Origin of the sequence: Longimicrobium sp., from assembly GCF_048594345.1 — a bacterium.
Taxonomy (GTDB): Bacteria; Gemmatimonadota; Gemmatimonadetes; order Longimicrobiales; family Longimicrobiaceae; genus Longimicrobium.
Genome location: NZ_JBMDXM010000278.1, coordinates 19404 through 39222 on the forward strand (window position 1 = coordinate 19404; position 19819 = coordinate 39222).

General features: G+C 70.4%; 14 protein-coding genes. 3 read left to right on the forward strand and 11 right to left on the reverse strand.

Going from position 1 to position 19819, the window contains the following annotated elements:
- Positions 1–265 precede the first annotated feature (265 nt).
- On the forward strand, positions 266–1942 hold the full coding sequence (locus ACOJUJ_RS28910; RefSeq protein ID WP_420130399.1) for a methyl-accepting chemotaxis protein: 1677 nt from the start codon (positions 266–268) through the stop codon (positions 1940–1942).
- A gap of 690 nt (positions 1943–2632) precedes the next feature.
- Here the strand turns inward: ACOJUJ_RS28910 and ACOJUJ_RS28915 are convergent.
- A complete protein-coding gene (locus tag ACOJUJ_RS28915) occupies positions 2633–5662 on the reverse strand; it encodes a serine hydrolase (RefSeq protein ID WP_420130400.1) in 3030 nt (1009 codons plus the stop codon).
- Positions 5663–6045: 383 nt separating this feature from the next.
- Between ACOJUJ_RS28915 and ACOJUJ_RS28920 the strand changes: the two genes are divergently transcribed.
- Both ACOJUJ_RS28920 and ACOJUJ_RS28925 read left to right on the forward strand, forming a co-directional pair.
- Positions 6046–7509 (forward strand): diguanylate cyclase, encoded by a 1464-nt coding sequence (locus ACOJUJ_RS28920; RefSeq protein WP_420130401.1) that lies wholly within the window; start codon positions 6046–6048, stop codon positions 7507–7509.
- Between the two features lie 265 nt (positions 7510–7774).
- A complete protein-coding gene (locus tag ACOJUJ_RS28925; protein ID WP_420130402.1) occupies positions 7775–8575 on the forward strand; it encodes a gamma-glutamyl-gamma-aminobutyrate hydrolase family protein in 801 nt (266 codons plus the stop codon).
- 417 nt (positions 8576–8992) lie between these two features.
- On the opposite strand, the gene ACOJUJ_RS28930 is transcribed toward ACOJUJ_RS28925, so the two are convergent.
- The 10 genes from ACOJUJ_RS28930 to ACOJUJ_RS28975 form a co-directional block, all read right to left on the reverse strand.
- Positions 8993–9568 (reverse strand): DUF1003 domain-containing protein, encoded by a 576-nt coding sequence (locus ACOJUJ_RS28930; protein ID WP_420130403.1) that lies wholly within the window; start codon positions 9566–9568, stop codon positions 8993–8995.
- Between the two features lie 90 nt (positions 9569–9658).
- On the reverse strand, positions 9659–9925 hold the full coding sequence (locus ACOJUJ_RS28935; RefSeq protein ID WP_420130404.1) for a hypothetical protein: 267 nt from the start codon (positions 9923–9925) through the stop codon (positions 9659–9661).
- Between the two features lie 129 nt (positions 9926–10054).
- Entirely contained in the window at positions 10055–10465 is a 411-nt protein-coding gene (locus ACOJUJ_RS28940; RefSeq protein ID WP_420130405.1) for a hypothetical protein, read from the reverse strand.
- A 463-nt stretch (positions 10466–10928) separates the two neighbouring features.
- Positions 10929–12947 (reverse strand): nitric oxide reductase activation protein NorD, encoded by a 2019-nt coding sequence (locus tag ACOJUJ_RS28945; RefSeq protein WP_420130406.1) that lies wholly within the window; start codon positions 12945–12947, stop codon positions 10929–10931.
- Between the two features lie 5 nt (positions 12948–12952).
- A complete protein-coding gene (locus ACOJUJ_RS28950) occupies positions 12953–13708 on the reverse strand; it encodes a CbbQ/NirQ/NorQ/GpvN family protein (protein ID WP_420130450.1) in 756 nt (251 codons plus the stop codon).
- A 745-nt stretch (positions 13709–14453) separates the two neighbouring features.
- Complete coding sequence (locus ACOJUJ_RS28955) at positions 14454–15248, reverse strand: SAM-dependent methyltransferase (protein WP_420130407.1); 795 nt, start codon at positions 15246–15248, stop codon at positions 14454–14456.
- A gap of 716 nt (positions 15249–15964) precedes the next feature.
- A complete protein-coding gene (locus ACOJUJ_RS28960) occupies positions 15965–16357 on the reverse strand; it encodes a hypothetical protein (RefSeq protein ID WP_420130408.1) in 393 nt (130 codons plus the stop codon).
- A gap of 134 nt (positions 16358–16491) precedes the next feature.
- Positions 16492–17223, reverse strand: coding sequence for an acetoacetate decarboxylase family protein (locus ACOJUJ_RS28965; protein ID WP_420130409.1), 732 nt, complete (start codon positions 17221–17223; stop codon positions 16492–16494).
- 667 nt (positions 17224–17890) lie between these two features.
- Positions 17891–18505, reverse strand: coding sequence for an SRPBCC family protein (locus tag ACOJUJ_RS28970; protein WP_420130410.1), 615 nt, complete (start codon positions 18503–18505; stop codon positions 17891–17893).
- 133 nt (positions 18506–18638) lie between these two features.
- Entirely contained in the window at positions 18639–19196 is a 558-nt protein-coding gene (locus ACOJUJ_RS28975) for a hypothetical protein (RefSeq protein ID WP_420130411.1), read from the reverse strand.
- Between the last annotated feature and the right edge of the window lie 623 nt (positions 19197–19819).

Consider the following 19819-nt stretch of genomic DNA (forward strand, 5'->3'; position numbering starts at 1 on the left):
AAACTCTGTTGACTCTGCTAACTCTGTGTGAGGCCCATGTCTTTGGTGACTCGGAGTGAATCCGGAAGAAACGGCACGAGAAAACTCCGTTCACTCCGTTGACTCCGTGTGAGCCCATTCTTCTCAGCGCTGCCGCGTCGACGGTCGCGCGGGCACAGGCCCGGTACGCGTTCGTTGCAGAGGGATTACGCGTGGGGCGTATGCTTCCCGTCGCCGGAACCGCGCATGGAACCGGCGTGGACCCAATCCTCTGCATCCGGAGATCATGAAGGTTCCCGTTTCGCCGCCTCGCCTGCGTTCCTGGCCGGGCGGCGTTCTGCGTGCAGGGCCCGCGCTGCCGCTGCGGTGGCAGCTCATCGTCATGAGCCAGGCGGTGGTGCTCTGCACGCTGCTGCTGATGCTGGTGCCGGCGTACGTGAGCACGCACACGCAGGTGCGCGAGGCGTACCGCGAACGGCTGCAGGCGCTGGCGCGCGGCGCCGGGCTCGACATCCCCGCGCAGACGGTGCGCGCCGTATCCGACGCCGGCCCGCGGATGAGCCTGCCGTACGCGCAGGTGCAGCGCCGGCTGCGCAGCTTCTGGCCGTACGCTGCGGCCGGCACGGCGCACGACGGGCTGGCGCTGGTGCGCCCCGAGGCGGGCGGCTACCGGGTGCTGGTGCACTCCGCGTGGCCGGAAGGGCCGTCCGCCGGCGCGCGGTGGCAGCCGCCCGCGGCGCTCGCCGACAGCCTGCGCGGCTTTCGCGCGGGGGAGGCGCCGGTGTTCTGGCTGGCGGACGGCGAGCGGATGGCCGCGGTGGTCCCCGTGCTGGACGCGGACAACCTGGTCGCCGGGCTCGTGGTCGCGTCCGTGGACGCGGGCGAGGCGGTGCGGATCGCGCGGGCGCGGCTGGTGCGGTCCGCGTGGCTGCCGGTGCTGGCGCTGGGCGTAGCGTTCCTGCTTTCGCTGCTCCTGGCACGGCAGGTGGCGCGGCGCATCGGGCGCGCGGTGTCGCAGGCGGAGGCGGTGGCGCGGGGCGAGCTGACGACAGGCTCCCAGCGCGGCGGCACGGACGAGATCGGGCGGCTGGAAGACGCCATGGGGGCGATGTCCGTGCGGCTGGCGGGGGTGATCGGCGAGGTGCGCGAGGGCGCGGCGTCCGTGTCCGCGGCATCGGCGCAGCTGAGCGCGACGTCACAGAGCCTGGCACGGGGGACGGTGGACCAGGGCGCCTCGGTGCAGGCGGCCGGGGACGCGCTGGAGCAGATGATCGCCTCCGTCACCGGCACGGCGGAGAACAGCCGGATGATGGAAGAGGCCGCGCTGCGCGGCGCCGCCCGGGCCGAAGAGGCGGCGGCGGCGGTGCACGAGACGGTGGCGGCGATGCACGCCATCACCACCCGCATCTCGGTGGTGCAGGAGATCGCCCGCAAGACGGACTTGCTGTCGCTGAACGCGGCCATCGAGGCGGCGCGGGCGGGCGAGCACGGCCGCGGTTTTCGCGTGGTGGCCGAGGAGGTTGGAAAGCTCTCCGCGCGCAGCAACACGGCGGCACGGGAGATCGCGGAGCTGGCGGTGCGCAGCCTTCAGGTGGCCGGCCGCTCCGAGCAGCTGATCGGCGAGCTGCTGCCGGCCATCCGCACGGCGGTGGCGCGCGTGCAGGAGGTGACGCGCGCCTCCACGCAACAGGCGGCGTCCGTCGATTCCATCGGGCAGGCGATGGAGCGCGTCGACAGCGTTGCCGAGCACAACGCCGCCGCCGCCGAGGAGCTGGCGGCCACCGCCCAACAGCTCTCCGCCCAGGCCGAGGCCCTGCACGCCGCGCTCGGCTTCTTCCATGTCCGCCGCGAGCACGATGCGCAGGATGACGCGTCATCCGCCTCGGCCACACCCTCCGCGGACGGGTCCCGCTGGGCCGCTCCCACTGAGGGCGTCCCCGAGCGGGAGATGGTGGGCGTCTGATCCCGAATCCCACAAGCCGGCAGCAACGATCTCGATCGACGATGAATGGGGGATGCGAATAGGGTCGCGGCGACGCGGCCCCATTTGCGTGTTGTTGTGGATCCTTGCGCCGGTCGGATCGCCAGCGGGCCGAACGTTCTCCAGATCGCGCATCAGATGGTGCCATCGACAGGCTTCGGCGCGCTCCGGACAGCATCCACCGATCCTCATCCCTCGGCACCTGCAGCCGCGCGATGTGGATGGCGGGAATGGTGTTCCCCCAAAAAACGCGGATGGCCCCCTGCCGCATTCCATCTGTTTCCCGTTCCCGAGATCCTGTACCCGACACCTCGGAGGCCCCACCCCGAGATCAGAGGACACGGCACGAGAAAACTCTGCTAACTTTGGTAACTCTGCGTGAGAACATTCTTTTCGCAGACTCGGCACGAACCAAGACGAATCGGCACGAGAAAACTCCGTTCACTCCGTTGACTCCGTGTGAGCCCATTCTTTTCAGCGCTGCGGCGCCGACGGTCGCGCGGACACAGGGCCGCCCGCCAGCCGCGGCATCTACCGCGTCGCGTCGCTCCAGGCGAAGACGGCGTCCGATCCGCGCACGATCGCGACGACGGTGGTGCGTGGGACCCGAGCGCGCGCGCCGCGGAACAGGAAGTCGGCGCGATGGCCGCGGATCCGCGAGGGCGGTTCAGCCTACACCACGATCATCCACCCCGGCATCCCCGGCAGCTTGACGGGGGTGCCGGGCACCAGGCGCGCGGGCGCGGTCCAGGCCATCGCCGGCGCGACCGTCTCGATTTCGGCGCGGCGGCGGGGGCGGCGCGCGGGGGGACGGCGGCGGCGGGCACGCTCGCGGGCACGGGCGGCGGCCGCGGCGCGCTCTGCGGCTTCGATGGCGGCGGGGCTGCCGGGGCGCGGGGTGACCGGCTGGTCCGTGATGGCCTTGGCCGCCAGGTCCGCCACGCGCCCGCGGATGCGCAGGATGTCGCCCTGCCCGCCGCCGGGATAGGTGCGGTTGGTGAGCACGATCACGAACAGCTCCTTCGTCGGATCGAGCCAGATGGAGGTGCCCGTGAAGCCCGTGTGCCCGAACGACCGCTCCGACAGATAGCTCCCCGCCGAGCTGCGCGCCGCGGGCGTATCCCACCCCAGGGCGCGGGTGGCGGCGTTGGGCTGGCGGCGGGTGAAGGAAGCCACGGTGCCGCCGTCCCAGACGCGCCGCGTGCCGTACGCGCCGCCGTTCAGCAGCGTCTGCGAATAGACGGCCAGGTCCCACGCGGTAGAGAACAGCCCCGCGTGCCCGGCCACGCCGCCCAGCCGGTACGCGTTGCCGTCGTGCACCACGCCGTCGATCTCGTACGGACGCTCCCGGCCCGGCTCGGCCGTGGGCACCGCGCGGCGCTGAAGCTCGGCCGGGGGAAGGTAGAAGGTGTTCTGCATCCCCAGCGGCCCAAAGACGCGGCGCGCCAGAAAGCGGTCCATCGGCTCCTCGGCCACGCGGCGCACGGCCTCGGCCATCAGAATCATCCCAAAGTCGCTGTACACCATCCGCTCGCCGGGCTGCGTCACCAGGTCCGTGCGCATTACCTGCCGCAGCGCCTGCTCCGGCGACGACGCGCTGCCGTACAGCCAGTCGCCGGCGGGAAGCCCGGCGGTGTGCGTCAGCAGCTGGCGGACGGTGATGTCGCCGCGCCCTTCGCCGCGGTAGCCGGGAACGTAGCGGCGGACGGGGGCGCCCAGCTCCAGCCGGTCGTCATCCACCAGCGCCATCACCGCCGCCGTCGTGCCGACCACTTTCGACAGCGACGCGATGTCGAACAGGGTGATGCGCGGGTCCACCGCCTGGCCGGAGGTGCGCCCGTACCCCTGCAGCTTCACCAGCCGCCCGCGCCGCCCGATGGCGACCGCCGCCGCGGTAAACACCGTGTCGGCGAGGGCGATGCGCATCACGCTGTCGATGCGCGCCAGCGAGTCCACGCGCATCCCCACGGAGTCCGGCGTGACGATCCGCAGCATCCGCGCGGGGGGCCAGACCATCCCCGCCGGCGACCGCCGCCCGGCGGAATCAGCCAGCGCCGCCGCCGCGGCGCGCTGGGCCAGGGGCCCGGTGCCGCGCGCCAGGACCAGCGACGTGGCCGTCGGCGCGGGCGCATCCACGGCGGGAAAAAAGTCGATCCACACGATGCGCCGCGCCGTCGTGTCCCGGCGCAACGCGGCCAGCCGCGACGCGGGGAGGGTGTCGCGCGCGGCGGAATCCGGCTGCGGCAGCGCGGGGACGATGCGGTCCACCACCCGCGGCCGCGCACCGGGGAACGCGGCGGCGACCACGCAGTCGGCGTCCGCCGCGGCAAAGGGAACGCGCGGCGAAACCAGCGGCCCGCGGCGCGGCAGGCGGCCCGTCCGCAGGTGCGTAAGCCCGGGGATGGCGGCGGTGAGCGCGGCGGAAAGCGGCCTGGCCAACACGCTGCGGTCCGTCACCAGCACCGTCGTGCGGCAGCCGCGGAGCGCTTCGCGCGGGGTGCGGCCCAGGACGCTCAGCGCGGCGCGGTGCGCGGCGGCGGCGAGCGTGTCGGCGCCCTGCGCGGAAGGCGGCGCATTCCCCGCAGGCTGCGATGCGTTGCCCTTGGCGTCCGTCTGCGCCGCCGGCTGCATCCCCAGCCCCAGCTTTTCCTTGGCGGCGAATACGCGGCCCACGGAGGCGTCGATCATCGTCTGCGCGATGCGGCCAGACTCCACCGCCTGGACGATGGCGTCGATGGCGATCCTGGGATCCTCGACGCCGACGAGCAGGTCCGCCCCCGCGGCCACCGCGCGTACGGCGGCCTCGCCCGGGCCGTAGCGCAAAACCAGCGGCGCGGGCGGGGCCAGGTCCTCGATCACCACCCCGTCAAACCCCAGGTCGCGCCGCAGCACGCCGGTGACGAACACCGGGTTGTCGGGCAGCGGCACGGAGTCGCGCGTGAGCGAGGGGATGGCGACGGAGGCCGGCTTTACACCGCCCACGCCGCGCTCCAGCAGCGTACGCAGCAGGTCCAATTGCAGCGCCTCGGCCGCGGCGCGGTCCCAGGCCAGCACGCGAAGCGACGAATCCGCCGGTTCCGGCCCCGGCGACAGCGCGCGGACCCCCACGACCAGCCCCGCATCGGCCAGCCCCGCCGCGTAGTCGGCGAACGCACGCTCCGCCTGGGCGCCGGAGGGGCCCGGAAGCCCCGCGGCGTAGGGAAACGAGGGCGCGGACAGGAGGCCGAAGTTGATGCCGATGCGGCCGGCACCCTCCGCCGCGCGCGCGGCGATCCGCCCCACCGTCTCGTCGTCCAGCGCACCGAGCGAGGCGGGAGGCGGAAGCTCCTCGGCGCCGGCCATGGTGCCGCCCACCCCGCGGTCCAGGTCGGCGATGACCAGCAGCGGGCGCCGCGCGAACCGCTGCAGCAGCGCCACGCGGCGCTCCGCCACCTCCGCCGAGCCGGGGAGAAGGCGCACGCCGCCCACCGCTTCCGTCGCCAGCCGCCGCGCCAGCACGGTGTCCTGCGCGGGGCGCGCGTCGGCGCCCACGTAAAGGGCGGGCGCCACCATCTGCGCCACCTTTTCGCGCAGCGTCATGCGGGCGACCCGCTCGTGCGCCCAGGGCGACGCCTCTTCGCGGCAGGCGGCCAGCGCCAGCGCGGCGGCGAGCACCAGAACGATGCGGCGGATGGGAACGCGGTGGCGGGTGGTGACGTGCAACGCTGCGAACGGTGCGGGTGTCTGGATCAAAAGGACGTCGTGCTCGAACCGGCGCGGGGCGCAGGAAACGGACCGGGGGCACGTGGGACATCGCTGGTGCAGCCCCGTGGCGCAAATGCCGCATTTTGCGACGCGTCCCACCCGCTCCGGCAAGGCGGGATCAGGGCGGGCGGGCGAACGGTGCATGGTCCGGCTCTTGCCTTGCGGCACGGACGCCGCCCGTATCCGCCGATGGTGGAGCGGGCGGAGGAGCGCCGCCCACTGCCCGGCTTCCCGGGCGCCGATCCAAACCCGACATCCCGGCCGTGCCCGCCGCGCGGGCCCCGCTTGCAGGAATTCATTCGCCCGGCCCACCCGTGCCGGCGCAACGACCGTCACACCCGATGAACGATAGTCCCGCCACCGTTTTTGTCGCCGACGACAACCCCTCCATTCTGCAGGGCCTGGATCGCGCGCTAAAGGTTACCGGCTACAACGTCCGTACCGCGGTAAGCGGCCGCGGCGTGCTGGACCTGCTGGAGCAGGCGGAAGAGATGCCCGACCTGCTGCTGCTGGACGTGATGATGCCCGAGATGAGCGGGCTGGAGGTGCTGCGGGCGCTGCGGATGGACCCGCGCTTCGTCGACATCCCCGTGGTGCTGATCACCGCCACCAACGACGGCGCCCTTCCCGTGTCGGCGCTGCGCGACGGCGCGGTAGACTTTCTGACCAAGCCGTTTCGCCTGGACGAGCTGCTGGCCCGCGTGGAAAGCCACGTGCGCCGCAACCGCGACCTGCGCCGCGCCCGCGAGGCCGCGCGCATGCGGCTGCAGGCCATCGACCTGATCCGCGAGCTGAACCGCGTGGTGACGGCGGACGAGATGTTTCACCTGGTCACCAGCCGCACGTCGGAGATCCTGGGCGTGAGCCGGTGCTCGGTGCTGGCGGTGCAGGAGGGCGAATCGGTGGCGCGCGTGGCCGCCAGCTCCGAGGCGGAGCTGACGGACGGGCTTGAGGTGGACCTGGCGCTGTACCCGGAGGTGCGGCAGGCGCTGCAGACACGGCGGCCCGTGCTGGTGCGCGACGTGGCCACCTCGCCGCTGTTTGACGGGGTGCGGATCGAGTGGGAAAAGCGCGAGATGCCGCTGCCGCTGCGCTCGGTGATCGTGGTTCCCTTCCCCATCACCGAGCAGCTGACGGGCGTGTTCGTGGAGCGGGCCACGGTGGACGAGCCGGTGCTGGGCGAGGAGGCGGCGGAGCTGGCGGAGCGGGTGGTGGAGGCGATCGTCCAGGCGTGCGGCCGGGTGCAGCTGTTTCAGAAGCTGGTGGAGCAGCGGAAACGATTGCACGACCTGGCGCACACGGACGAGCTTACGGGGTGCGACACGCGGCGGTCCATCATCACCTACCTGGAGTCGGAGCTGGACGAGGCGCGCGCCAGCGGCACGCCGCTCAGCATCGTGATCCTGGACCTGGACCGCTTCAAGGAGATCAACGACACCTGCGGCCACCTGGCGGGCGACGCGGTGCTGCGGGCGCTGGGCGCGTGGCTGGGCAACGAAGGGCTGCGGACGGTGGACCGCGCCGGGCGCTACGGCGGCGACGAGTTCGTGGTGGTGCTCCCCGGCACCCCGGCGGCGGGCGCGGCGGCGCTGGCGGAGCGCGCGCGCGTGCACTTTGCCGGCATCCCCTTTGTCTTTGGCGGCACGGCGGTCCGCGGGTCGCTGAGCGCCGGGGTAGCCGCCTGGCCCGAGAGCGACGCGGCCACCGCGGAGGAGCTGATCTCGCTGGCGGACACGGCGCTGTACCAGGCCAAGCAGCTGGGCCGCAACCGGACGTGCATCACGCCGGCGGCGGCGGTGGCGTAAGGGAGGTACGAAAGTACGAGGGTACGAGAGTACGGGAGAAGATTTCTTCCGTACTTCCGTACTTCCGTACTTTCGTACTTTCGTACTTCCGTACTTCCGTACTTCCGTACTTCCGTACTTTCGTACCTTCGTACCTTCGTACCTTCGTACCTTCGTACCTTCGTACCTTCGTACCTTCGTACCTTCGTACCTTCGTACCTCTTCTCCGGCGCGGAACCTGCGGATCGCGTGGCGTCGTGAACATCCACCAAACCCGCGCACCGCAATGACCTACCGTCCGCTCATCGCCGTCAGCACCACCATGTGGCCGGGGGGCGTGCACAACGTGCCCCGGGTGCAGCTGAATGCCGGCTACATCACGGCGGTCGAGGCGCCGGGGGCCACGGCGGTGCTGCTTACGCCTGCGCAGGGGGAGGAGTCCATCCGCCGCATCCTGGGCGTGTGCCACGGACTGCTGCTTACCGGCGGCGAGGACGTGGACCCGGCGCGCTACGGCCAGACGGCCCTTCCGCAGGTGGACGAGATCAACCCCCAGCGCGACGAGATGGAGATCGCCGCGGTGCACGAGGCGGTGCGCCGGGGGATGCCGGTCATGGCCATCTGCCGGGGGATCCAGGTGCTGAACGTGGCGCTGGGCGGCACGCTGTACCAGGACATTCCCTCGCAGCTGGGCGGCGACGTGCTGCACGAGCAGCAGGCGCCGGTGAACGAACGGTGGCACGCGGGGCGGGTGGAGCCCGGCTCGGGGCTGGAGCACATCTTCGGCACCACCACGCTGTTCATCAACTCGTTCCACCACCAGGCCGTGCGCGACCTGGCGCCCTCGCTGGCCGCGACGGTGTGGGCCGAGGACGGGATCATCGAAGGCGTCGAAGGGCGCGACCACCCGTGGATGTACGGCGTGCAGTGGCACCCGGAGCGCGGCGAAGCCCACGGCCCCGCCGGCGACCACCGCGACCCGGACCGCCGCCTGTTCTGGGCCTTTGTCCAGGCCTGCCGCGAGTTCGCCGACGGCGCGGGCGAGACGCACGAGTCGCCGCGCCTGGAGGAGGCCGGACGCGGCTGAAGCCGGCGGATCTTCGATGGATGAAAAGCGAGCGGTGCTTCCCCAAGGAGGCACCGCTCGATTCTTTGCCGATGCGATACGGGTGAATCCGAAAGAGTACTGCTACGATCCGGCGGATCGCTGTCCTTCTGAGGCTGAGGGAGGCGCCCGCGTGGCGCGGTGGGCCTCGCACCAACGCCCGTGCGCCGACCGAAGAATCTGCCGGATGGGCGCACCATCCTGTCAGCTACGACTGGATTTTGCCCGAGAGGCCGCCCGTTTCCTAAAGAGATTCTCCAGTCGGCGCACCGGCAATGGTGCACCGGGACGGGACCGGAGGTGCGCCTCCCTCAGGCTCAGAATGACACCGTTTGCCAGATCGGACCGAACCTATTTTCCGGATTCGATCCACTCTCGCACTTCCGCACTTCCGCACTTCTACGCCGAGCCCTCGAACCGTTCGAACGCGCGGGCGTTTTCTTCGATGGTGTCCAGCACCGCCTCGGGGTGCACGTCGCGGGCGAGCTCGTCCAGCTCGGGGTCCAGCGCGTCTTCGATCCCCATCCGCTCCGCCACCTGCTGCACCAGCGACAGCATCCGCGAGATCTCGTGCTCCGCAAGCAGGCTGATCTGCAGGTCCAGGTCGGCACGCTTGTCGGCCAGCTCCGCCATGCGGTTCTGGCTGATCAGGACGAAGGTGGAGAGGAAGATGGCTTCTACCGACGCCACCATCGCCAGGATCACGAATGACGGGTCGAAGCGCGGCAGCCCGGGGACGATTCCCAGGTTGATGAAGATCCAGCTTCCGAACAGCGCCATGTGGATGTAGACGAACCGCATGCTGCCGGTAAAGCGCGTCACCCCGTCGGCGATGCGCTCGGAGCGCGTTTTGGTGCGGTCCTCGTCGACGCGGCGGGCCAGCAGCGCGCGGACGTTGCGGTCCACCACGCGTGACAGTCCGCGGCGTCCGCGAACGCGCGAAGAAGGGTGCGGCTGGTCGTGCGTGCCCGGCATGCGGCCTCAGGAGGAACGAGAGCAGATACTCTCCTAAAGGCAAGAAGCAAACCGGTTTGGGATCACGTTCGCACGGTGGCGCCGAGGGGGCTACTCCGTTCCCTTTTCGCGCGTCGTGTCGGCCATGCGCACGCGCAGGTAGTCGTCCAGGTGCTCGTCGGGCACGCCGTACACCTCGTCCGCGAGAAAGCGGCGCGTCTCGGTCTCGTTGGTGTTCACCTGGCGCAGCACGTCGCTCAGGCGCTCCAGCGAAAGCCCCACCCGCCGCGCCGCCGCCGACAGCCGCTCGTACGCCTGCCGCCGCGCGTCCTGCTCGTCCGGCGTCTCGCCCGGGTGCCAGGGCTGGTTCACGTCCATCGTTTCCTTTCCTCGGTAGCGTACATCTCACAGGAAAAAGATCGACTCACACGGAGTCGACGGGGTCAACGGAGCGGCTGATCATCGCTGACTCCGTTGACTCCGCTGACTCCGTGTGAGACCATCGTTTCAGTCCGGGCGGATGAGGGAAAGGCGCACCTTCCGCTCGTCCAGCGTGACGACCAGGGTGTCGCCGGGCTTCACGGGATCCAGCGTGGCGGCGCCGATGAACTCGCACGTGGGCTCGTCCTCCACGGCCACCTCGCCGCGAAAGCCGCGCGCCCAGGCCACGGAATCGTCGTCGCGCTTCCTTGCGTTGCTGCGCAGGTACACGCCGCGGTCGTTCATCAGCCACAGGCCGGGCTCGGCGCCGGTGCCGGGGTGGTCCACCTCGCCGTTCCACTCCGCCTGCTCGGCGTGGATGTCGATCCCCGCCGCCAGGTAGCGCTGCGCCTCCGTCATCAGCCGCTCCGCCGCCGCGCGCGACTCCTCCACCAGCGCCCGTACCTCGGCGCCCTCGAACTCGTATCGCTTCACCATCGGCTCCTCCCCGTGCCCGTGCGTCCCCATCCACCATCGTCAGGATGGATGATGGCGAGAACGGCGCCACGCCGAAAGCGGGATGATGCGCGCGGACCCGAAAAAAGCCCGGCTGCCTTTCGCGAAGCGGCCGGGCTTCTCCAGTTTCCGCTGACGCAGACGCATCGTTGGCTTCCCGAGGGAGCGCCACACCGAATGCGAACGCCAGCAACCGCTTGCGCGCGACCGAAGGACCTCCTCTCGGCCACGCAGGGGCTGGATCACGGCATGGTACCAGCCCCGTCGTCCTGCTGGCGAGGTCCTTCAGTCGCGCGCAGGGGGTGGAGGTATGGCAGGGTTTTGCGTGGCGCTCCCTCAGGAAGTCAACGATGGGGGCCAGCGATCGCCCCGTTCACCCGTTCACCCGTTCACCCGTTCACCCGTTCACCCGTTCACCCGTTCACCCGTTCACCCGTTCACCCGTTCACCCCGACGCCAGGATCTGCCGCACCACGCCGACCAGCGCCATCGGCAGCTGGTCCGGCTGGCGCAGGACGACGTGGCCGGAGGCTCCGAAGATGCGCGTGAGGTACGACGAGCCTTTGCGGTCCACGGTCAGGCAGAACGGGTGCACCCCGGCGGCGCGCGCTTCGGCGATGGCCTGGCGCGCGTCCTCGATGGCGAACAGGCCCTGGTAGTGGTCCTGGTCGTTGGGCTTGCCGTCGGACAGGATCAGCAGCAGGCGGTGGCCGGACGCCGTGCGGCTGAACTGCGCGACGGCGTGGCGGATGGCGGCACCCATGCGTGTGTACCCCTCGGGCTTGAGCGCGGCGATGCGCTGCCGCACGGCCTTGCCGTTGTGCTCGCCGAAGTCCTTGAGGGTGCGCAGCCGCACGTCGCCCGCGCCCACGCCGGAAAAGGTGAGGATGGAGTACACGTCGCCCAGCGCGTCCAGCGCCTCGCTGGTGAGCAGGAGCGCCGTTTTTTCGATGTCGATGATGCGCGACTGGCCCACGAACTCGTCCGTGGACCCGCTGATGTCCACCAGCAGCGTGATGGCCAGCCCGCGCCGCGCCGGGCGCACGTCGGCGTACAGGCGGTCGTCCGGCGAGTGCCCGGTGCGCAGGTCCACCATCGCCCGAACGCAGGCGGCCAGATCCAGCTCGTCGCCCCGGCGCTGCTGCATCAGCCGCGTGCGCTGGGCCCGCATCCGCTCGAAGCGCTCGCGCAGCCGCCGCACCAGCGGGCCGTGCCGCGCCAGCAGCGCCGTGGCCCACCCCTCATCCCCCAGCGCCGCGGGGAGCATGCGGACCACGGCGGCGCGCGGCCGGTAGCGCGACTGCGAATGATCCCACTCCGGATACGGCGTCCCGCCCTCCGCCGCCGGCGCGGACGACGCGCCGCCGCCGGCGACCGCCGGCAGCGCGCCGCTTCCGGGCGCGGGGGCCCCGTCCGCGTGCTCGCCGCCCTCCTGTCCCTCCACCGGCTCCGCCGGCTCGGCCGAAGCGTCCCCGTCCGCCCTCTCGGGGTCCATCCGGTCGTCCCCCGCCGGGTCCGCGGCCTTTCCCTTGTCCTGGTCCAGCGCGAGCGGCGAGACGGCCGCCGTCTTTCCCTTCTCCTCCTTCTGTCCCTTGCTGATGCCTACCCCGGCCATCCCCGGCCCGCCCACGCTGCCCAGCATGGGCGGCAGGTCGGCGACCAGCATGGCGCCCGGGGGCAGGCCGCGCAGCACGGCGCCCCACGGCGCCACTCCGGCGATGCCGCGGTACCGGCCGCGCCCCAGCTCGGCGGCCAGCGCGCGGGCCCGCTGCAGCGACTCCGCGGGCGTGGCGCCGGGCTGCAGCTCCGGCGGCGCCTCACCCGGCGGAAGCTCCAGGAGGCGGCGCGCCAGCGCTTCCACCTTCCGTTCCGCGGGGGTCAGCGCGTCCGGGTCCGGGCGTGAGGCCAGGGCACGGGCGCGCTCCGCGTGCAACGCCGGCGCCAGCCCCGGCACCGCGCGCGCGATCGCCGCGTCCACCGCCGCGCCCTCCAGCAGCACGTACAGGTCGCGGATGGGCCCCGGGTTCTCGGTGTTGGTCAGCGCACCCGCGGCCACCAGGTGCCGGTTCCAGCGCGGGTTCAGGTCGGGGACGAAGAGCGGCGTGCCCCGCGCGATCCGCTCCGCCTGCGCGATGGCCAGCAGCCGGTAGCGCGCCAGCGCCGCCGCTTCGCCCTCCGACGCATCCAGCTGCGGCGGCAGGTGCACGCGCTCCGCGTCGGCGGCGGCCAGCAGCTCGTCGCGGCGCAGGTGGCCGGGCTCGGGGAAAAAGAGGCGCCGCGTCCAGTGCGTCCGCTCCGGCGGCGCGGTGGCGACGATGGGGATGGAGCGGCCGTACACCGCGGCGATCAGGATCTCCAGCCGCCGGCGCACGTCGTCCAGGCGCAGCACGGGTGCCTGGGGGGCGGGGCGCCAGCGGCGCAGGAGCGCGCGGCCGCGGCCGGCCAGGCCGGTGGGGGGCGGCATCGGCGCTACAGCGTGGCGGCGATCAGGTCGCCGATCGCCGCCAGCAGGTCCGGATCGTCCGTGAGCGGGTTGACCAGCGCGGCGCGGCACGCCTGCTCCGCGGGAATGCCGCCCGCCATCAGCCGCGCGGTGCTGATGAGCAGCCGCGTGCTGGGCGACTCCGCCAGCCCCTGGTCGCGCAAGCGGCGGACGCGACCCGCCAGCCGCACCAGCGGCGCCGCGGCTCGGGGGTCGATGCCGCCCTCGTGCGCCACGATGCGCGTCTCCAGCTCCTCCGGCGGAAAGTCGAACTCCAGCGCCACGAAGCGCTGGCGGGTGCTGGGCTTGAGGTCCTTGAGCGCGTGCTGGTAGCCGGGGTTGTACGAGATGACCAGCTGAAAGCCGTCGGCGGCGTGGATCAGCTCGCCGGTCTTGTCCACCGGCAGCAGCCGCCGGTCGTCGGTGAGGGGGTGGATGACGACGACGGTGTCCTGCCGCGCCTCGACCACCTCGTCCAGGTAGCAGAGGGCGCCCATGCGCGCGGCTACGGCCAGCGGCCCGTCCATCCACACCGTCTCGCCGCCGCGGATGAGGTAGCGGCCGGTAAGGTCGCTGGCGGACAGGTCGTCGTGGCAGGCGATGGTCACCAGCGGACGCTGCAGCCGCCACGCCATGTGCTCCACGAAGCGCGTCTTGCCGCAGCCGGTGGGGCCCTTGAGCATCACCGGAAGCCCCTGCGCGTGGCATTGCTCAAAGATCTGCACCTCCTGCCCCGCGGCCATGTAGTACGGCTCCTCCTCCAGCCAGCGGACGCCCTCGCCGCGGGGGTGGGACGACGCGGTGTGCGAGCGCAGGTGGACGGCGGTATCGGTCATTGGGGCGGATGCGGTGCGGGTGGATGCGGTGCGTAGCGTTGGGCCGGGATGAAAGCATGGGTTGCGCCGGGGTTACGGCGCTACCCCCCGCACGCAGGATTTACGACATCATGACAAGTGGGCCCTCACCCGCTCGCTTAGGCTCGCACCCTCTCCCGCAAGCGGGAGAGGGTATAAACGTCGCACAAATGCCTGCGGCGCATTTCCTCGAATCTGTCATTTGAAGGAGCGCGCACCCAGCACTTTCCGTCCCACTGAAATTTACGCGCGACTGAGGGGACCCTCACCCGCTCGCTTAGGCTCGCACCCTCTCCCGCGAGCGGGAGAGGGTATAAACGTCACAAATGCCTGCGGCGCGGTTCCTCCAAACTTTCTCTTCGAAGGAGCGCACAGCCGGCACTTTTCCGCCTCGCTGGAGTCTGCGCTCGACTGAGAAATCTACTGTCGGATGCTCGTGCCAGACTGGCGCGCGGGGCCCTCGGATTCGTCCGGCTGAGGGACTTGAACGCCTCCCGGGGGCCAGACCCTGCGCGACCCGACAAAGATCCTTCGGTCGCGCGCAAGCTTCTGTGGTCAAGAAAGTTATGGGCGTGCGCTCCCTCAGGATGACAGCGCAATCCCGTTGACGCGGATGAGGTTTGGCAACACCCCCTCAGGGCTTTTCCAGGATCCCGGCGTAGAACTCCAGGCCCACGCCCTCGCGGTCGTCGTCGGTGATGTGGCCGGCAGGGAGGCCCAGGAAGTCGGCGACGCGGGGAAGGCCGCCTTCCGGCAGACGCCACGGCGCGCACATCTCCATCGCCTCTTCGGGTGTGTAGAGGTAGAACGGAGAGCCGGTGGCCGCGAACATGTCAAGGAACTGCTGCAGGCGCGGCGTCATCTGCCCCGGCTGGCGCGTTTCCCAAGTGATGTACAGCCGCGACCCGGGCGCCGCCCAGTCGTACAGGTCGCGCAGCAGCGCGCGGATCTCGTCCGGCGAAAGAAAGACGGTGACGCCGCTGACCCCCAGCGCCACGCGCCGCTCGCCGCCCAGGAACTCCGTCAACCGCGGCGATTCCAGCAGCGTGCGCGCCTGCTTTACGTCGTGCTCCAGGTACAGCACGTCGGGCAACCCGGCCGTCAGCTCGCGCGCCACCTGCAGCGTGTACGGGTCCACGTCGCTGTAGACGACGCGCGCGCCGGGGACTACGGGGTGAATGTGGTCCTCCGTAGGCAGGCCCGACGCGAAATCGACAAAGTGGCGAAAGCCGTCGGCGTGCAAACGCCGCGCGGCCTGCTGCAGAAAGTCGCGCAGCATGCGCACCCACTTGGCCGTGGACGGCACCAGCGACGACATGTAGTCCGCGGCGGCCTGATCCGCGGGAAACCAGTGCGAGCCGCCCAGCATGTAGTTGTAGATGCGGGCGGCGTTGGGGATCTCGGTGGCGGATGGGACGGACGGCTGCATTCGGGGCTCTCCGGGGGTGCGATGGTGATGTTCTCGGATGGCGACAACATAGGAAACCGGCGCCATCCGTTCCAGTCATGTCGGGCGGACGACGTACGTTTGATTGCCGCCACCGCGAGTGCGGAGCGGAAGCGACCAAACGGCTCGTAAGGCTGGGTCCCACGCGACCCGACAAAGATCCTTCGGTCGCGCACAAGCTTCTGTGGTCATGAAAGTTACGGGCGTGCGCTCTCTCAGGATGACCGTGTGCTACTGTTGGGAGCGGGTGAGGTGTGGCAGCACCCTCTCAGGCTCAGAGTCCCCGTCCGACCCCACCTGTCATCCTGAGAGAGGCGCCCCCCGGAACCGTCGGTGACGCGCGGCAGCCCGTGCGCCGACCGAAGGATCTCTATCCGAAGCGCCTCAACCCCTGCCCCCACGCCCCCGTTGGGGCAGGCAAGGTTTGGCAACAGAGCGACTTGAACGGCTCCCATGGCTGGGCTTGGCGCGACCCGCTGGAGATCCTTCGCGCGCAAGCTTCTGTGGTCAGGAGAGTTACGAGAGTGCGCTCCTCAGGATGACAGTGTGCTACCGTCGCATAATCGAGGGGCCAGCTCCAGTGTTCAGGAGCCGGCCCCCCCGATTATGCCGGCGAGATCCTTCGGTCGCGCGCAGAGTGCGGTGCATCGCAAGGTGCGGCGCGGCGCTCCCTCAGGAAATCAACGTTTTGCGCAGCATCAACCGACTACAACGGATCGCGTGAGCATGGCGATCAGGAGAAGCGCGACGCCGCAGGCCAGCAGCAGCCAGGGGACGGCGGGAAGGTCGGAGTACAGCGTGCGGCCGCGCCTGGCATCCTGCGCCAGCTGGTGCACGTGCTCTACCGTGTTGGCGCCGTACAGGTCCGTCGCGTTGAAGAGCGCGGCCAGCCCGAACAGCGTCCCCGCCAGCCCCAGTCCCCACATCACCCCCTCCCACAGGCCGTAGCGCTGGGCCGGCGTCTGCGCCTCCAGCGCCTCGTACGGCAGCAGGTGCCATGCGCCAAACGCCAGCGCCGCCGCGATGGATCCCCCGATCAGGATTACCATCAGCGCGGAGCGGAGGATTCGCGAGGGGGCAATGGCCTGCATGGCGCGGCTCGTAGGAAGGTCGGCGCGGTTCGGCGGACGGGGAGACGTACGCGAAACGTACGTCGCGAGTTCCGGAAACGCGGCGAGGGACGGGCCCGGGCGGACCCGCCCCTCGCTTGCACGCGGCTGGCGCATCAGACCGCCGCCAGCTCCCGATCCTCGGCGTGCTCGCGCTTGCCGTTCGCGGGGCCCATGTCATACTCGCCGCCGGGGTAGACGAACGAATCCCTGGGCGCGTAGAACGACGAGCCGGCCACCACCTGCAGCGGCGACGCCGGGCGCAGCGCGTACACCGGGTGCGCGGGGTCCAGGAACTCGATGGAGAGCACGTTGAACTTGCTCACCAGCTCGCCCACGTACGGGTAGTTGCCGCTCACCAGCCGGTCGCGCACCTGGGTGATGTAGCGCAGGTGGCCGGCCAGCGTGATGTCGGCCACGTCGCCGACTTCCGCGCGGGTGCGGATGATGGGGCGGCCGTCCACGTGCGTGGTGGCGGTCACGATGCCGCCGGCCACCTCGAGCGTGGTGGTGCCCGGCGTGGCGGGGACGCCGCGCTCGCGGGCGTACTGGCGCACCACCTCGGACGAGTTGAAGTAGTTCGTAAAGAAGCGGCCCGGGGTCACGCCGTCGGGCGCCGGATGGCCGGCGACGTCGAGGCCCAGGTAGGTAAGCGAGTACGCGCCAAAGCCGGTGGTCTGCTCGGCCGAGTCGACGACGTACTGGTTCATGTAGATGGCGTGGTTCGCCGCCGGCTTGAGCGCCGGGGGAAGCAGGCGCGCCGCCGCGGCCGGGTCAGCCGGAATCCAGCTGGTGTAGAGCATCCGGCTGTTCAGCACCATCTGCGGAGAGGCGAGTTTGCTCGACATGGTCGGTGTCCTTTATCGGGTTCTGGAGGCGGCCGCCCGCCTCCCGGATTCAGAATGTTTCGGAGGCGTCCGCCGTCCGATGTGCCACACCCCAAGGCAGCTTGCGGACCGAAGTGCGGCATGCGGTGGCACATAAGCTTTAAACCATTAACTGACAACATATTATAACCTAAACAAAGATCGCCAAAGCGGGTGGGATTGGGACATCAGAGTGGGGCTGGGAAGGTACAATCGGGGAACGGATGCCACAGGCAAGAATTGGGAAAAAACTTCGGCGTGGGTGCAATGGGTCAGGTGACCCACGGGGCCTCACCCCGGCTCGTTCCTCGCCTGCCCCTCTCCCACAAACTGCGTGGGAGAGGGGCTGATGTCCCGAACGCCTGCGGTGCGTTTCCGCCGGTGCACGACGAAAGACCCTTCCGCGTGCGGCGCGCCGGCCCTGGCCCGCACGAGCAGGTGAAGCCCCGTTCGGCGATGCGTCAGCGTCGCCGAACGGGGCTTATCGCTTTCCCAGCAGCGGGTTTACCCGCTCATCCGGGGCCGCTCATCCGGGGCCGCTCATCCGGGGCCGCTCATCCGGGGCCGCTCATCCGGGACCGCTTATCCGGGGTCATTCATCCGGTGGCCGCTCATCCGAGAGCCGTCCCATCCGACTCCTCGGCCAGGCCTACCCCATCTTCACCCGCTTCTGCAGGGCATCCAGCGCGGCTTCGAAGAATTTGCGGCGTTCTTCGCGCTCGGCGGCGCCGGGGAGGTGCTCCTGGTGGAACGAGATGACCGTCTTCTCCTCGCCGGAGGGCATCACGCGCACCTGCAGGGTCGAGGCGCGGGGCCAGCCCTCCGGCTGCACGGTCATGCGCAGGTGGCTGCCGGGCTTGAACACGCGCACCTCGCCAGCGGATCCGTCCTTGAGCGTGTACGTCTCCCCCTTCTCCCACCGCGGCCCCTTGCCGCCCAGCCACGCCCCCACGCCCTCGGGCGACATCAACAGCTGCCAGGCGTCGTCCGCCGGGATCTGCAGGGTGCGCCGGACGCCGATCTCGAAGCCGGTGGCCGCCGTCTGGCCCAGGGCGCGCTTGCCTTTGCGCCGCTCGTAATCCACGGTGAGCATCTGCCTCCACCAGCCGCGCTCCACGCCCAGCTCCTGCAGTTGCGCCACAATCTGCTTGTGCAAGAGGTCCGCGGCGCCGCGCGCATCCAGCTGCGCCTCCCACTCCGCTGGCGTGCGCCCCGTGGCCGCCCGCACCGCATCGTCCGAAATACCCGCGCGTTCCTGGCTCATGGCTCCCAACGGTCAGGGTTGATGATCCTTATCATCATCCCCCGCCCACGCCGTCGCAATACTGGATGCGCCCAGGCACCATCTCCATCGTGCGAACCACGCCTTCAACCGGGATTTCTCCGGATCGATCGGCTCACGTCGCGCCCGGAATCGGGCCCCCGCGGGACCCGGCGCCGGGGTGGCGGTGGTTCCACCAGCCGCGCCACCAGGAGCGCTTGCCCAGGCCCAGGTACCCGGCCACGCGCCACGCCGCCAGCAGCAGAAGCTGCAGCGCGATGATGCGCCCATCGAAGTTCACCGAGGCCACGCCGGCAAAGATCAGGTTCAGGTTGAGCAGGATGGCGCAGATGGCGGCGGGGACCAGCATTACGCCGGTGAGGAACGCGGTGGCGACGGCGACCTCGGCGAGCGGGATAAGGATGCAGAGAATCGCATCCATCCCCGTGGCCACCAGGATCTCGGCCACGCGCGGATAGAAGGGGAACGGCGCCGGCGTCTGCCCCTCGGCCACGGCCTCGAGCAGGGCTTCCAGGGCGTCGCCGCGCAGCCAGCCGCCCTTGAGCTTGGCAACGCCGAACTGCATCCAGATGGAGGCAAGGTAGATGCGCAGCACCAGCCACACGGGCGAGGTCACGGTGCTGCGGAAGGGCCAGGAGATCAGGCCAAGGGGCCGGGACGTGCGGGAACGCATGGTAGTGCATCCTGTCAGTGAGGAAACGATTCTGCTTCCTCCCGACAGTATGCGCCCTACACCCCTGGCTCCGTATGAGGAGAACTACTCGACTTTGCGCGCGGCATCTCCCCATGCCCCGTACCGTAATCCCGCACACCGCGCCGCCGGCGGTGTGCGGGATTCTCCTTCGCGAAAAGACGAGGGGCCCGTTCCCTTCTCGATCAAGCCCGCGGCGCCCCGTTCACCTCAATCGCGGGCGCGAGCGGACGGTTCTACAGATCGCGCATCAGGTGGTGCGATCGACGTGCTTCCGCTGCGCTCCGGACATCATCCACCGATCCTCACCCCTCGGCGCCTGCAGCCACGCGATGCAGATGGCGGGAATGGTGTTCCCCCAAAAAACGCGGATGGCCCCCCTGCCGCATTCCATCTACTTCCCGTTCCCGACGCTCTCACAGAAGACCCTGCCTCGCCGACCTCCTCCACCCGCACCCGACACGTGGCAATCCGGCTTCACACCGCGAGAGCAGCGGCATCGGCACGAGCAAACTCTGCTAACTCTGGTAACTCTGCGTGAGACCCTTCTTTTGTGGATCCGCACGAACGCGGAGGCAACGGCACGAGAAAACTCCGTTAACTCC

What these genes read in the sequence shown, in the direction of transcription:
- ACOJUJ_RS28930 (WP_420130403.1), bottom strand. Translation starts at nt 9,568, where the DNA reads ATGCCGGGCACGCACGACCAGCCGCACCCTTCTTCGCGCGTTCGCGGA.
- ACOJUJ_RS28920 (WP_420130401.1), top strand. Translation starts at nt 6,046, where the DNA reads ATGAACGATAGTCCCGCCACCGTTTTTGTCGCCGACGACAACCCCTCC.
- ACOJUJ_RS28970 (WP_420130410.1), bottom strand. Translation starts at nt 18,505, where the DNA reads ATGAGCCAGGAACGCGCGGGTATTTCGGACGATGCGGTGCGGGCGGCC.
- ACOJUJ_RS28960 (WP_420130408.1), bottom strand. Translation starts at nt 16,357, where the DNA reads ATGCAGGCCATTGCCCCCTCGCGAATCCTCCGCTCCGCGCTGATGGTA.
- ACOJUJ_RS28950 (WP_420130450.1), bottom strand. Translation starts at nt 13,708, where the DNA reads ATGGCCGCGGGGCAGGAGGTGCAGATCTTTGAGCAATGCCACGCGCAG.
- ACOJUJ_RS28925 (WP_420130402.1), top strand. Translation starts at nt 7,775, where the DNA reads ATGACCTACCGTCCGCTCATCGCCGTCAGCACCACCATGTGGCCGGGG.
- ACOJUJ_RS28910 (WP_420130399.1), top strand. Translation starts at nt 266, where the DNA reads ATGAAGGTTCCCGTTTCGCCGCCTCGCCTGCGTTCCTGGCCGGGCGGC.
- ACOJUJ_RS28935 (WP_420130404.1), bottom strand. Translation starts at nt 9,925, where the DNA reads ATGGACGTGAACCAGCCCTGGCACCCGGGCGAGACGCCGGACGAGCAG.
- ACOJUJ_RS28965 (WP_420130409.1), bottom strand. Translation starts at nt 17,223, where the DNA reads ATGTCGAGCAAACTCGCCTCTCCGCAGATGGTGCTGAACAGCCGGATG.
- ACOJUJ_RS28975 (WP_420130411.1), bottom strand. Translation starts at nt 19,196, where the DNA reads ATGCGTTCCCGCACGTCCCGGCCCCTTGGCCTGATCTCCTGGCCCTTC.
- ACOJUJ_RS28945 (WP_420130406.1), bottom strand. Translation starts at nt 12,947, where the DNA reads ATGCCGCCCCCCACCGGCCTGGCCGGCCGCGGCCGCGCGCTCCTGCGC.
- ACOJUJ_RS28940 (WP_420130405.1), bottom strand. Translation starts at nt 10,465, where the DNA reads ATGGTGAAGCGATACGAGTTCGAGGGCGCCGAGGTACGGGCGCTGGTG.
- ACOJUJ_RS28955 (WP_420130407.1), bottom strand. Translation starts at nt 15,248, where the DNA reads ATGCAGCCGTCCGTCCCATCCGCCACCGAGATCCCCAACGCCGCCCGC.